Here is a 13,459-nt window from a genome sequence, read left to right on the forward strand (position 1 = left end):
CACGCAAGTTTCGTGCGGGCCCGCTGTGAAGGGATCGGCCCGCAAGGAGGTCCATGACCGTCACCCAGGCCGTGCCCTTCGCACGCCGCGCCGGCCGCGAGCATCAGGAAAACCGCTGGAAGATCCTGGTGCTGCTCTGCGTGAGCCTCCTGCTCATCACGGTCGACGCGACGGTCCTGCACATCGCGGTCCCCGCACTCACCGCCGCCCTGGAGCCGTCAGCGGTCCAGCTGCTGTGGATCATCGACGTCTACTCGCTGATCGTGGCCCCGCTGCTCATCCTCTTCGGCACGCTCGGCGACCGCTACGGGCGCAAACGCCTGGTCATCGCGGGCTTCGTGCTGTTCGGCGTGGCCTCGGCCGGGGCGGCCTTCGCCCCCACGCCGCTGGCGCTCGTCCTGGCCAGGGCACTGCTCGGCGTCGGCGGCGCGATGATCATGCCGGCCACGCTGTCGCTGATCCGCCAGGTGTTCACCGACCGCCGCGAGCGCGCCATCGCGCTCGGCGTGTGGAGCGCGGTCGCCGCCGCCGGGGCCGCCGTGGGGCCGCTCATCGGCGGCCTGCTGGTCGGCTGGTGGTGGGGCGCGGTCTTCCTGATCAACGTGCCGATCCTGCTCGTGCTGCTGCCCGCCGCCCTGCGCATGCTCCCCGAGTACCGAGACCCCGAGCCGCGCCCGTGGGACGTGACCAGCGCCGTGCTGTCCGTGTTCGGCATCCTGGCGCTGGCCTTCGGGCTGAAGGAGGCCGGGTCGGGCAGCCTGATGCCGTTCCCGGCCGCCGTCGCGGTCTTCCTGACGGGCGCGGGGCTGCTGGTGTGGTTCGCCCGGCGGCAGACCCGGCTGGAGACGCCGCTGCTCGACGTCTCGCTGTTCCGGCGGCGGGAGTTCACCACCGGCGTGCTGGGCGTGCTGCTCGGCGTGTTCGCGCTGGTCGGGCTGCAGCTGATGCTCGCCCAGTACCTGCAGCTCGTGCTCGGCGACACCCCGGTGCGCGCCGCGTTCCGGATGCTCCCGCTGGTGCTGTCGGCTGTCGCGGGCGGGCTGGTCGCCGCGCACATCCTGCCGAGGCTCGGCATGCGCGCCACCATGAGCGGCGGCCTCGCGCTCGTCGCGCTCGCCCTCACCCCCACGCTGACCTGGGGCGTCGAGGGCCATCCCGTGATGCTGGCGTGCTGCTTCGTGGGCATCGGCTTCGGTGTGCAGGTGGCGCTGCTGGCCGCCTCCGACACGATCATGTCCGCCGCGCCCGCCTCCCACGCGGGCGGCGCCGCCGCCATCGAGGGCACCGCCTACGAGCTCGGCGCCGGGCTCGGCGTCGCGGTGCTCGGCACGATCACCACCATCGCGTACGCGCCCGCGGTGCCCGACGTGCGGGGCATCCCCGGCGGGGGCATGGACCAGGCCAGGCAGTCACTCGCGGGAGCCGCCCACGTCGCCGAGGAGATAGGCGGCAGCGCCGGCGGCGCCCTGCTGAACGCGGCCCGCTGGGCCTTCGTCAACGCCCTGCACACGACCGTGGTCGTGAGCGTCGTCCTGCTCAGCCTGACCGCCGTCGCGGTGGCCATGCTGCTCCGCCGTGATTGAGGTGTGCGATGTCCCCCTTAGGGCAGTCAACAACCGTGAGACAGTCCCTCCGTGATCTCGCCGCGCTGGTGGCCCGCCTGGGTGTGGGCGGCATCTTCTTCGCCAACGGCTGGCGCAAGCTGGAAATCGGGCTGATGGAGACCGGCGTCCAGTTCCAGTCCCAGGGAGCCCCCGCCCCGCGCGCCTGGGCCACAGTCACCATGCTGGTCGAATTGGTGGGCGGCGCGCTGCTGATCGCCGGGCTGATGGTGTCGGTGATGGGGCTGGTCCTGTTCGCGGAGGCGGTCGCGGTGTTGTGGGTGGCCCCGCCGCTGAACCCAATCACGCTGAACGAGCTGATCCTGCTCGGCGCGGCCTCGCTGCTGCTCGCCGTGGTGGGCGCGGGCCGCGTCTCGGTCGACCACATGGTGGTGATCAGGCGGCGGGAGTCCGCGGCGGCCGACGAGTTCGCCGCCGACAAGGAGGCGGACGCGGTCATCGCCTCACTGCGCGACCCCGACAAGCCCACCGGCCCGCCCGCCCCGGCCAAGCCCGAGGCCACCGGGAAGCCGGAGACCACGGGGAAGAAGGAACCGCCCGCCGAGAAGCCGGCGCGCCCTCGTACCTCCAAGGAAACGGAGCCCGCCCTCGAAGACACCGCGCCGCACCCGAGGCCGCGCGCGGCGACCACCGAGGAGCCCTCCCCCTCCCCCGGCGACACGCTGGTGGCGGGCCGCAAGAAGCCGGCGCCCCGGTCGCGGCGCGCCACGGAGGGCTAGAGCCAACGCCGTTAACCGGTCGAACACCTGCCGGTAGCCCAGCCCGGTGAACAATGCCGCGGCCAGCAGCAGATACACCGTGACCCGTGCTGGTACCAGCCGGACCCTGCGCTGCAGCGCACGGGTCTGCGTCAGCACCTCATCGACCATCTCGAACGGGATGATCCGGGTCAGTTCACCCAGATGTCCGGGCGCGAACACACCGGCTGCTACCCCGACCGTTCTGACTGTGGCAACCTGTTCCAACAGCGGAGCTCCTGTGGTGAGGATGTCTTGGATTGACAGACCTCTTCTACAGCAGCTCCGCTGCTTCGTTCACTGCTCTTGACGAACATCCCTCGCCTTAACTGAACGGCGTTGGGGCTAGAGCTCGAAGCGGGCGACGCGGCGCAGCTTGTTCATCGCGTCCAGGGCCGCGACCTTGTACGACTCCGCCAGCGTCGGGTAGTTGAAGACCGCATCCACCAGATAGTCGATGGCGCCGCCGCAGCCCATCACCGCCTGGCCGATGTGCAGCAGCTCCGTCGCCCCGGTGCCGAACACGTGCACGCCCAGCAGCGAGCGGTCCTCGGGTGAGACGAGCAGCTTGAGCATCCCGTACGTGTCGCCGATGATCTGGCCGCGGGCCAGTTCGCGGTAGCGGGAGACGCCGACCTCGAACGGCACCTGCGCCTTGGTCAGCTCGTCCTCGGTGCGGCCGATGAAGGAGATCTCGGGGATGGTGTAGATGCCGATCGGCTGCAGCGGGGTCATGCCGGCCAGCGGCTCGTCGCAGGCGTGCTGGGCGGCGATCCTGCCCTGTTCCATGGAGGTGGCGGCGAGCGACGGGAAGCCGATCACGTCGCCGACCGCGTAGATGTGCTCCACCGCGGTGCGGTAGTGCGCGTCCACCGCGATCCGCCCCCGGTCGTCGGCGGCCAGCCCGGCCTGCTCCAGCCCGAGGCGGTCGGTCATGCCCTGGCGCCCGGCCGAGTACATGACGGTCTCGGCGGGGATCTTCTTGCCGCTCTCCAGCAGCGTGATGGCGCCTCTCGGCCGGCGTTCCACGGCGGCGACCGTCTCCCCGAACCGGAAGGTGACGGCCAGGTCGCGCAGGTGGTACTTGAGCGCCTCCACGATCTCCAGGTCGCAGAAGTCGAGCATCCGCTCCCGCCGCTCCACCACCGTCACCTTGGTGCCGAGGGCGGCGAACATCGAGGCGTACTCGATCCCGATCACCCCGGCGCCGACGACCACCAGCGACTCCGGGACCCGCTGGAGGTTGAGTATGCCGTCGGAGTCGATGATCGTCTGCTCGTCGAACTCCACCGACTCCGGCCTGGCCGGGCGGGTGCCGGTGGCGATGATGATCTTCCGTCCGCTGATCTTGACGGCCCGTCCCTGCTCGTCGGTGACGTCCAGGGTGTGCGGGTCGGTGAAACTGGCGGTGCCGGTGAAGACGGCCACGTGGTTGCGCGAGAGCTGGCTGCGGATCACGTCGACCTCGCGGCCGATCACGTGCTAAGTCCTGATGCCCAGGTCGCCGACGGTGATGTCGCTTGGCGGCGGCGATGGCCGCCTTCTGCCCACCGGGCCCGGAACCTATGACAACCACATCGAAGTCGGCCACACCGCCAGTGTGCGTGCCGGTGACGATCTGGAGAAGCCCGAATCCCGGCTGTCAGGCGGTGGCGCCCGCCGGGACGCGGTCGACGATGCCGCTGGAGCCTTCCTGCCGGGCGCAGTGGGCGCAGCAGTACCAGTGGTCGCCCGACTGGACGCCATGGCCGATGACCTTGGTGCCGCAGTGCTCGCATACCGGCGCCATCTTGTCGATCGCGCACTGGAAGGAGTCGAAGGTGTGGGTTCTGCCCTGGGCGCGGACCTCGAACGCCATGTCGTAGTCGTTGCCGCATGTCTCGCAGACAGCCATGATGATCCCCCCTGATCATTAGTGATGTCCGTGCAGAGGTCTCATATCCGCAGAAGGCTGCCCTATTCAGATTTTTCCGGACTGTCACATCCGGCGGGGCTGTCCCGTCCATGACGCGTCGGCAACGACTCACCATGGAGGTATCGATGACTCAGCGGCTCAACGTCGCGGCCCTCGCCCCCGAGCCCTACCGGGCGTTCCTCTCCGTCGAGAAGTACCTCGACGGCTGCGGGATCCCGCACGCCACGATCGGGTTCATGAAGCTGCGCGCCAGCCAGATCAACGGGTGCGCGTTCTGCGTGGACATGCACAACCGCGAGCTGAAGAAGGACGGCGAGAGCGACGAGCGGATCTGGTCGGTGGCCGCCTGGCGCGAGACCACGTTCTACACCCCCGCCGAGCGGGCGGCGCTGGCCCTGACGGAGGAGGCGACCAGGCTCGCCGACCACGGCAAGGGCGTCTCCGACGAGGTCTGGCAGGAGGCGGCCGAGCACTACGACGACAAGCAGCTCGCGTCGCTGGTGGTGGCCGTCGCGATGATCAATGCGTGGAACCGGCTCGCCGTCACGACCCGGGCCGTCCCCGGCGGCGGCGTCTGACACTCACCGGGCGGGCGTCACGGCGCCCGCCCGGTGCGCACAAATGCGTTGAGCGTACGACGCGCGCCCGGTTAGGTTGGCGCCAGGCGAGAGGGGGCACACCCATGAAGCGCGTGCGCATCGTCAGGACGACGACCAGGCGGCGTCCGGTCCGCGCCGCGGACCTGGACCTGCGGTCCCCGTCGGGCCGCCGCCTGCCCTACTGAATTTCTGTCTTACACCGCCCTTACCCGGGTTTCTGTTAATAACATAGGTAACAGGAACATCACGGGGGGAGGACGATGAGAAGGCTGGTGACGGTCCCGCCGCGCATCGCCACGCACAAGATCCGCGACATCCGATCAGTGGCCGTGCACCGCAAGCAGGCGGCCGTCGATCCGAAGGTCGTCGACCTGCGGGCCTACACGGGCCGCAACGTGATCCGCTTCCCCGACGGCCCCACCCCCGCGGCCTAGACCTCGTAGAGCTTCTTGCGGTAGGCGGCGTCCGAGTAGTACGTCTCCAGCTCCTCAAGGGTCTCCGGTGTGGTCTGCAGCTCCTTGACCAGGGTGGCGTGCGACGGCAGCGCGTCGGGGCCCCACTTCTCCGGCCGCCAGAGCGCGCTGCGCATGAACGCCTTGGCACAGTGGAACATGATCTGCTCGATCTCCACGACCAGGGCGAGCTTGGGCCGGTGACCCTTGACGATCATCTCGTCGAAGAACGGCGCCTCCCGCACGAGCCGGGCACGGCCGTTCACACGCAACGTCTCGTTGCGGCCGGGGATCAGGAAGATCAGGCCGACGTGCGGGTTGGACAGGATGTTGCGGAACCCGTCGGCCCTGCGGTTGCCGGGGCGCTCGGGGATGGCGATCATGGTGTCGTCGATCACGTGGGCGAACCCGGCAGGGTCGCCCTTGGGCGAGACGTCGCAGTTGCCATCGGCGTCGGCCGTGGCGATCAGGCAGAACGGCGAGGTCGCCAGCCACTGACGGTCACGCTCGTGCAGGCGGGTGCGCTCCTTCGTCGCCGCCCGCGGCATCACTTCACCCAGCAGCTCGCGCAGCTCGGCCTCGGACTCGATCTCCACCCAGCTCATCCGCTCTCCTTTCACGCCCATCCCGGACATTGTGTCAGGAAAGCGCTTCCGGGCCAGAGAGGGTCACCAGCGGCGGGCCCGGGCCATCGCGCCCAGCAGCAGATCACGCTCGACCGCGAACCGGGCCGGATCCGTCCTCTCCCGCTCCGCGCGCAGGTGGAGCATCGTCAGTTCGGTGGCCGCCTGCTGGTAGTCGCTCATCTCACGGCCCAGCCCGGCGCCCCTGGCCCACTTACGGGCCGCGCGACGGGCCGCGATCGTCGTCAGCATCCCCACGTCCTGCTCGGTGACCAGGCCGGTGTGACCGTACAAGGGAAGATAGGCGCCCATCCGTGAGACGAGCTGCCTGCGCTCCACCACCGTGATGACGATCAGCCCGATGAGCACCAGCATGATCACCAGGTACGCGCCGGCGACCGCCGCCAGCGACCCGCTGGAGGCCGCGCCGTTCCACAGGGCGTGCAGGAAGACCGCGCCCAGATAGCCGAGCGGGATCGCGGCGAACCGGGCGGCGTTGCGGCGCGTCAGCGCGTACGCCACCCCGACCCCGATCATCGACGTGTAGACCGGGTGGCCGAGCGGGTCGATCAGCCCGCGGATGACGAACAGCTGGAAGGCCGCGCCCGCCCCTTCCTCACCGAAGGCCGTCAGGTAGTAGCCGACGTTCTCCACGGTCGCGAAGCCCAGCCCGGCCATGGACGCGTACACGATGCCGTCCGTCAGCCCGTCGATCTCCCGCCGCCGGCGCAGGAGCAGCAGCAGCGCGGCGCCCTTCAGCGCCTCCTCGATGACCGGCGCGAGCACCACCGCGCTGATGAGGTTCACGGCCTGCTGGCCGTAACCGGCGCGGGCGAACAGCTCGATGCCCACGACGCTCAGCAGGATGGCCAGCCCCACCGCCACCCCCGCGCCCCAGCTGAACGAGAACGCCAGATGCAGCTTCGGCTCCGGCTCCAGCCGGTCGAGCGAGAGCACCGCCGCCAGCAGCACCGGCAGCGGCGCGATGGCCAGCAGCGCCGACAGACCGAAGCCGACGGGCCCGCCGCTCAGCAGCAGCACCGCGAGCACGCCCAACGCCAGCAGGCCGGACAGCACCAGGGCGATGATCAGCGCCTTGCTGGGCCGCTGGTCGAGCATCGGGGTTTGCGGCGGAACCGTCATGGCAGGCCCTCCCTTTCCATGGACACCCAGCATGCCGCGTCCTGATCGACGCCCGGTTTCAGAACGGTTGACGAAACCATGGCGAACACGCGCCGAGCAATCTATCGAAGCCCCGTACCCGGGTAGAGGTCACCGGCATGATGGCGAAACTGTACGAGCGATGGCTGCTCCACCTGTGGCAGGGCGAATTCTCCCTCGCCCACGAACTCGTCACCCCCGGCTTCGTCGGCCACTGGCCGGGCATGGACGTGCACGGCCCCGACCAGCTGATCGAGACGCTCCGGCAGGGACACGAGCCGTTCGACGACGTCACGATCACCCTCGACGTCGGCCCCCTCGTCGACGGCGACCACGTGGCCGCCCGCTGGACCTTCGCCGGCGCCTACCGGGGCGGCATGCCCGGCGCCACCGCGGCCCCCGGCACCCGGATCGCCTTCAGCGGCCACGACATCCTGCGCGCCGAGGACGGCAGGTTCGCCGAGTACTGGGTCATCTCCGACATCCAGTCGCTCTCCCGCCAGCTCGGGACGGGCTGACACGCCCCGATCCTGGTGACGGCGCCGCGGCCGGAAGCGCGAACGAGGTGCCGGATCGGCACCGGCACCTCGTTAGCGGACGATCTACCCCTCGCTCAGCTGCAGCCGCTGGTCGAGCCGCAGCCCTCGCAGACGTAGCAGCTGCCCGCCGGGCGCATCTTGGTGCCGCACGTCATGCAGAGCGGCGCGTCGGCGGTGAAGCGCTGGTGGCTCTCCAGCGTCAGCTCCTTGCTGGGCTCCTGCTTCGGCTTCTCCTCGATCGGCGCCGACTGGGCCAGCGACTCCACCGTCTCCTGCAGCGCCGCCGGGTCCTCGCCGCGCTGCTGCGCCGCCCGCTCGGCCGCCGAGAAGATGCCGAGCGCCGCCCGCTCCTCGTAGGGCAGGTGGTCGAGCGCCAGCCGCCGGAAGATGTAGTCCATCACCGACGTCGCCATCCGGACATCCGGGTCGTCCGTCATGCCCGCCGGCTCGAAGCGCATGTTGACGAACTTGCTCATGTACGTCTCCAGCGGCACCCCGTACTGGAGCCCGATCGAGATCGCCACCGAGAAGGCGTCCATGACGCCCGCCAGCGTCGAGCCCTGCTTGGACATCTTCAGGAAGACCTCGCCCAGCCCGTCATCGGGGTAGGAGGAGGCGGTCATGTAGCCCTTGGCGCCGCCGACCGTGAACCGCGTCGTGGTGCTCGGCCGCTGGTTGGGCATGCGCCGCCTGGTCGGCCGCGCCACCTCCACGACCTTGACCTCCGGCTCGGCGGCCTTCGGCTCCTCCTTCTTGCTGCCGCCTGCCGACAGCGGCTGGCCCACCTTGCAGTTGTCGCGGTAGACCGCCAGCGCCTTCAGGCCGAGCTCCCAGCCCTCACGGTAGACCTGCTCGATGTCGTCGATCGTGGCCGACTCGGGCAGGTTGACCGTCTTGGAGATCGCGCCCGACAGGAAGGGCTGCGTCGCCGCCATCATCCGCACGTGACCCATCGGCGCGATCGCCCGCTCGCCCATCGCGCAGTCGAACACCTCGTAGTGCTCCTGCCGCAGGCCGGGGGCGTCGACCACGTGGCCGTGCTCGGCGATGTACTCGACGATCGCCTCTATCTGCTCCTGCTGGTAGCCGAGCTTCACCAGCGCCCGGGGGACCGTCTGGTTGACGATCTGCATCGACCCGCCGCCGACGAGCTTCTTGAACTTGACCAGCGCCAGGTCGGGCTCGATGCCGGTCGTGTCGCAGTCCATCATCAGGCCGATGGTGCCCGTGGGCGCGAGCAGGCTGGCCTGGGCGTTGCGGTAGCCGTTCCGCTCGCCCAGCTTGAGGCACTCGGCCCACTGCCGCGACGCCTCGGCGTGGATCTTGGAGTCCATCGCGCCGATCGCGCGCAGGTTGTCGTTGGCCGCCGCGTGCTTGCGCATCACCCGCTTGTGCGGCTCGGCGTTGCGCGCGTAGCCGTCGTACGGGCCGACCACCCCGGCCAGCTCCGCGCTGCGGCGGTAGGACACGCCGGTCATCAGCGACGTGATCGCCCCGGCCACCGCGCGGCCGCCGTCGGAGTCGTAGGCGTGACCCGTCGCCATCAGCAGGGCGCCCAGGTTGGCGTAGCCGATGCCGAGCTGCCGGTAGGCGCGCGTCGTCTCACCGATCTTCTCCGTCGGGAAGTCGGCGAACGTGATCGAGACGTCCATCGCCGTGATGATCAGCTCGGTCAGCTTGACGAAGTTGGACACGTCGAACGAGCCGTCGTCCTTGAGGAACTTCAGCAGGTTGATGCTGGCCAGGTTGCAGGACGAGTTGTCCAGGTGGACGTACTCGGAGCAGGGGTTGCTGGCCGTGATCCGCCCGGTCTCCGGGGTGGTGTGCCAGTCGTTGATCGTGTCGTCGTACTGCACGCCGGGGTCGGCGCACTCCCACGCGGCCTTCGCCATCTTGCGGAACAGGTCGCGGGCGTCGACGGTCTCGATCACCTCGCCGGTGAGCCGGGCGCGCAGGCCGAACTTCTCGCCCTTCTCCACCGCGCGCATGAACTCGTCGGAGACCCGCACCGAGTTGTTGGCGTTCTGGTACTGCACCGAGACGATGTCCTTGCCGCCGAGGTCCATGTCGAACCCGGCGTCACGCAGCGCGCGGACCTTGTCCTCCTCGCGCGCCTTGGTCTCGATGAACTCCTCGATGTCGGGGTGGTCGACGTCGAGCACCACCATCTTGGCGGCCCTGCGGGTCGCGCCACCGGACTTGATCGTGCCGGCGCTGGCGTCGGCGCCGCGCATGAACGACACGGGACCGCTGGCGGTGCCGCCGCTGGAGAGCAGCTCCTTGGACGAGCGGATGCGCGACAGGTTGACGCCCGACCCGGAGCCGCCCTTGAAGATCACACCCTCTTCCTTGTACCACTCCAGGATCGACTCCATCGTGTCGTCCACGGCGAGGATGAAGCAGTTGTGCACCCGGAGGTTGCCCGAGAGGTATTCGCCGCTCTCGGTCTGAATGTCGTAGACCTCCATCGGCCCGAGGTCCTCGACCCGGTCGATCTCCAGCCGCTTGGTCGCCTTCGACGGGTGTCCCGGCTTGTCGAAGCTCGTCTCGAGCTTGCCGGACTTGGTCTCGTCGACGAAGCCGATCTCGTCGGCGAAGGTGCGCCGGTCGCCGGCGGACTGGATGCGCAGCGTCCAGCAGCCCTTGCGGTCGTCGCGGGCGTCCTTCTTGAAGCCGACGCGGGCGTAGATGCCGAAGCGCAGCAGCAGGCGCTGCATGCCGCGGATCAGCTCCTCGGAGATCATGTCGACCTCGACGACGGTGGAGCTCTCCCTCGCGGAGACGAAGCCCTCGGCCTGGAAGACGCTGCGGAGATAGGCGGCCACCACCGGCAGCGGAGCGGTGAAGAGGCCAGCGGGGACGGACATGTCGACGCCGCGCCGACGCAGGTCCCACTTGTCCACGAAGCCTTCCAGCGACTTGCCGTAGAGGCGGGTGCGCCGGCAGTCGAGCGAGGTGTCCTGCGTCTCCACCGTGCGCTCCTTGCGGTGCACGTCGGGGAACACGACGTCGAGGGCTCGGGTCACCCAGGCGAGCTCGGCGTCGTTGACGGTCATCGCCTCGATGGTGAGGGACTCGTTGGTCCCTTCGTACTGTCCGACGAAGCCGTCGGACTGCAGCCAGCCGGCGAGGGCCGCCTCCGCCACCTCGGTGAAGTCGATCTCGCCTTCGCCGAACGCTTCGCGCCGGTGCCACTCGAGCTGGTCTCCGGGATTGAGGGTGGCGGCCTCCACGAAGTGGCCGGTGCCGTCGCCGGTGGCCTTCCACACCAGGTGGTCGCCGGTGACGTCAAGCGTGTAGCCCGCCTTGGTGTGCAGGCGCAGCACGTTCTTCACGCCGTTGGCCTTGGTGGCGATGACGCGGGTGAGGCCGTGGGCGTCGTAGACCTTGGCGCCGATCGCGTTGTCCTGGACGAGCTTGCCGATCGGGACGAGCCCGTCGGGCGTGCTCACCAGCGCGTCGTACGGCTGGCAGGCGCTCACCTGCTGGGGCGACTGGGTGCCGACGTTGAACCAGACCGGGGAGTTGAAGGCGAAGATCTGGTGGACCAGGGCGTACTTCAGCTCGTGGTCGAAGATCTCGGCGTCCTCGTCACTGGCGAAGTAGCCGTGGTCCAGGCCGGTCCGCGTGTAGACGCCGACGACCCGGTCGACGAGCTGCTTCAGGCTGTGCTCGCGCTGGGGTGTGCCGACCGCGCCGCGGAAGTATTTGGTGGTCACGATGTTGGTCGCGTTGATCGACCAGAAGTCGGGGAACTCGACGCCCCGCTGCTCGAAGTTGACCGAGCCGTCGCGCCAGTTGGTCATGACGACGTCGCGGCGCTCCCACGCGATCTCGTCGTACGGGTGCACGCCGGGCGTGGTGAAGATCCGCTTCATCTTCAGACCCTTGCGGGGACGCTTGCCTCCGCGCGCCACTGATCCGCTGGACGTCTCCGTCATGACTCCCCCTTCTCCGCCTTCAACTGTTTGATCTCGGCCTCGAAGTCCGCCAGGCTCTCGAAACCGCGGTAAACCGATGCGAACCGCAGGTAGGCCACCTCGTCGAGCTCGCGCAGCGGCCCGAGGATCGCCAGCCCCACTTCGTTGGAGGCGATCTCGGCCGCGCCCTTGGCCCTGATGGCCTCCTCCACCCTCTGCCCCAGCTGCGCCAGTGAGTCCTCGCTGACCGGTCTGCCCTGGCAGGCTCGCCGCACGCCCGCGACGACCTTGTCACGCGAGAACGGCTCGGTGACTCCGCTGCGCTTGCTGACCATGAGGAGCACGGTCTCCTGGGTGGTGAATCGCCGCCCGCATTCCGGGCAGGTGCGCCTGCGCCTGATCGCCGCGCCGTCCTCTGTGGAGCGGCTGTCGATGACCCTGGTGTCGGGGTGGCGGCAGAACGGACAATGCACGCTTACGCCTCCTCGTTTCAGGGGTCACCACAGGCACGGCATCCGCCTCTGGGGACGCTCGCGCACGCACCGGAGCTTCTGTCTGGTGCGGTCGCCGAAACACAAGGTGTGGTGAACTACATCGGTGTAACTACTAGATGTTGTGGTCCAACCGTAGAAGCGCGCGACCATGAACGCAAGTTGGCCGGGCCCGCCCGGCCGAAGTCGCTGATCAGCCCCCGCGTCCCCGCCCCGCCTCGGCGTGTCGTCCGGGACGTGTCACTTTTGTTGGTACGCGTCACGTACGTGATGTTTGTTCACAGGAGGCTCGCGGGCATCGCACGGTCACCTATTGTCCCTGGTGTAAAGGGGTGCCGACGCCATCGGGGCCGTGGAGGCGGGTGCCCGTCCGTCTGGGCGGACTCGTCAGCCTGTCGAACCGCTTGGCCTCGTCCGCGACGGCGCCTAGGTCCTCGCCGGGGTGGACGCCGGCGCCGCTCAGGTTATCGACTTCACGCACCTGTGCCCACGACAGGCCGACGGCGCCCGGCGAGCGCTCGACCCCTGCGTGGCCGGCCGCCCTGGTGCCGAGCCAGAACCCGCCCAGCGACAGCAGCGCCATGACCAGCACCAGCGCCGCGCGGCCCCGCCGCGTCAACCGCACCGGCGCGGTCTCGGCCGCGCCACCCCGCAGCCTCTTCCTTGCCCGCGCACGCCGCCCACTGTCGGCCCCCGCGGAGCGGCCCACCCCGTCGGCCTGCGTGGTGCCGCCGGTCCTGCCGACCTGCGTGGCGCGGCCGGTCCTGTCAACCTGTGCGGCGCGACCGGCCCTATCGATCTGCGTAACGCGACCGGCCCTGTCGATCTGTGCGGCGCGACCGGCCCTGTCGATCCGCGCGAACCTCGGGAACCAGCCCATCCTTGGCCGGCCGAGCTGCGCTGGAGTCCCGGGCACGACGACGCGGCGACGCGCCCGCACCGCGTCCCCTTCAATCGCGCCGTCCCCCTTACGCGTCCGGCGCCTCGGCGCCTGGTCCACCGGGATCCGCTCCCCTTGCACTACGCGCGCACTCCCCTTGGGCACCATCGACGCCCCGTCCCGCCTGAGCCCCCGCACCCGGGCCGGGGAAACCGGCGACCGCTCAGCGCGACCGCCGCCGGGCCCGTCTTCGCCGGTGAGGCCGGAACGCCGCAGAGGGCCGTCGTCCGTCAGGCGCCTTTCCGGCGCACCCTGCCTCCGGCGCCGCTCCACGACCCGCCGCTCGCCCCCCGCCTGGCGCCCACCGTTGACGACCTGACCGTCTCCGGGCGCTCGCCCTCCCGTACGGACGGGCCTTCCGTTGACGGCCGGGCCGTCTCCCGGCACTCGCTTTCCCGTCCGAACGGGCCCGCCATTGACGACCTGACCGGCTCCGGGCGCGCGCTCGCCTGCCGCCCGG

At 69.8% G+C, this 13,459-nt stretch carries 12 protein-coding genes and 1 pseudogene; 5 read left to right on the forward strand and 8 right to left on the reverse strand.

The genetic code is table 11. The features are described from left to right. Window positions 1-53 precede the first annotated feature (53 nt). Window positions 54-1,583: an MFS transporter gene (locus tag AB0K05_RS18215; RefSeq protein WP_148030148.1), complete on the forward strand. Its 1,530-nt coding sequence runs from the start codon at window positions 54-56 to the stop codon at window positions 1,581-1,583. 8 nt (window positions 1,584-1,591) lie between these two features. Beyond that, complete coding sequence (locus AB0K05_RS18220) at window positions 1,592-2,341, forward strand: DoxX family membrane protein (RefSeq protein WP_364230242.1); 750 nt, start codon at window positions 1,592-1,594, stop codon at window positions 2,339-2,341. Here the strand turns inward: AB0K05_RS18220 and AB0K05_RS18225 are convergent. The 3 genes and pseudogenes from AB0K05_RS18225 to AB0K05_RS18235 form a co-directional block, all read right to left on the reverse strand. After that, window positions 2,339-2,491, reverse strand: a pseudogene (locus AB0K05_RS18225) (transposase domain-containing protein); the annotation flags it as partial. The gene AB0K05_RS18220 and the pseudogene AB0K05_RS18225 overlap by 3 nt on opposite strands. A 213-nt stretch (window positions 2,492-2,704) precedes the next feature. Continuing rightward, window positions 2,705-3,838 (reverse strand): Si-specific NAD(P)(+) transhydrogenase, encoded by a 1,134-nt coding sequence (gene sthA / locus AB0K05_RS18230; protein ID WP_271278985.1) that lies wholly within the window; start codon window positions 3,836-3,838, stop codon window positions 2,705-2,707. A 163-nt stretch (window positions 3,839-4,001) separates the two neighbouring features. Next, window positions 4,002-4,253, reverse strand: a complete 252-nt coding sequence (locus AB0K05_RS18235; RefSeq protein ID WP_271278984.1) for a hypothetical protein — start codon at window positions 4,251-4,253, stop codon at window positions 4,002-4,004. A gap of 146 nt (window positions 4,254-4,399) precedes the next feature. Here AB0K05_RS18235 and AB0K05_RS18240 point away from each other — a divergent pair, with 146 nt between their 5' ends. Beyond that, a complete protein-coding gene (locus AB0K05_RS18240; protein ID WP_271278983.1) occupies window positions 4,400-4,852 on the forward strand; it encodes a carboxymuconolactone decarboxylase family protein in 453 nt (150 codons plus the stop codon). Between the two features lie 281 nt (window positions 4,853-5,133). Next, window positions 5,134-5,307 carry a hypothetical protein gene (locus AB0K05_RS18245; RefSeq protein WP_187281029.1) on the forward strand — a complete coding sequence of 58 codons (174 nt, stop codon included), beginning with the start codon at window positions 5,134-5,136 and terminating at the stop codon, window positions 5,305-5,307. On the opposite strand, the gene AB0K05_RS18250 is transcribed toward AB0K05_RS18245, so the two are convergent. Together AB0K05_RS18250 and AB0K05_RS18255 are read right to left on the reverse strand one after the other, a co-directional pair. Then, a complete protein-coding gene (locus tag AB0K05_RS18250) occupies window positions 5,304-5,951 on the reverse strand; it encodes a pyridoxamine 5'-phosphate oxidase family protein (protein ID WP_271278982.1) in 648 nt (215 codons plus the stop codon). The genes AB0K05_RS18245 and AB0K05_RS18250 overlap by 4 nt on opposite strands. Before the next feature lie 42 nt (window positions 5,952-5,993). Continuing rightward, the gene (locus AB0K05_RS18255) at window positions 5,994-7,091 is read right to left on the reverse strand and encodes a PrsW family intramembrane metalloprotease (protein ID WP_187281028.1); all 1,098 of its coding nucleotides are present in this window, start codon (window positions 7,089-7,091) and stop codon (window positions 5,994-5,996) included. A 137-nt stretch (window positions 7,092-7,228) separates the two neighbouring features. On the opposite strand from AB0K05_RS18255, the gene AB0K05_RS18260 reads away from it, so the two are divergent. Then, window positions 7,229-7,627 carry an ester cyclase gene (locus AB0K05_RS18260; protein ID WP_271278981.1) on the forward strand — a complete coding sequence of 133 codons (399 nt, stop codon included), beginning with the start codon at window positions 7,229-7,231 and terminating at the stop codon, window positions 7,625-7,627. A gap of 95 nt (window positions 7,628-7,722) precedes the next feature. On the opposite strand, the gene AB0K05_RS18265 is transcribed toward AB0K05_RS18260, so the two are convergent. The 3 genes from AB0K05_RS18265 to AB0K05_RS18275 form a co-directional block, all read right to left on the reverse strand. After that, on the reverse strand, window positions 7,723-11,589 hold the full coding sequence (locus AB0K05_RS18265) for a vitamin B12-dependent ribonucleotide reductase (RefSeq protein ID WP_271278980.1): 3,867 nt from the start codon (window positions 11,587-11,589) through the stop codon (window positions 7,723-7,725). Then, window positions 11,586-12,041: a transcriptional regulator NrdR gene (gene nrdR / locus AB0K05_RS18270; protein ID WP_148030140.1), complete on the reverse strand. Its 456-nt coding sequence runs from the start codon at window positions 12,039-12,041 to the stop codon at window positions 11,586-11,588. Before nrdR ends, AB0K05_RS18265 begins: the two co-directional genes overlap by 4 nt. A gap of 328 nt (window positions 12,042-12,369) precedes the next feature. After that, a complete protein-coding gene (locus tag AB0K05_RS18275) occupies window positions 12,370-12,999 on the reverse strand; it encodes a hypothetical protein (RefSeq protein WP_271278979.1) in 630 nt (209 codons plus the stop codon). Window positions 13,000-13,459: the final 460 nt, after the last annotated feature.

The sequence above is a fragment of the Nonomuraea sp. NPDC049486 genome, from assembly GCF_040676925.1.
In the GTDB taxonomy this organism is placed as follows: domain Bacteria; phylum Actinomycetota; class Actinomycetes; order Streptosporangiales; family Streptosporangiaceae; genus Nonomuraea; species Nonomuraea ferruginea.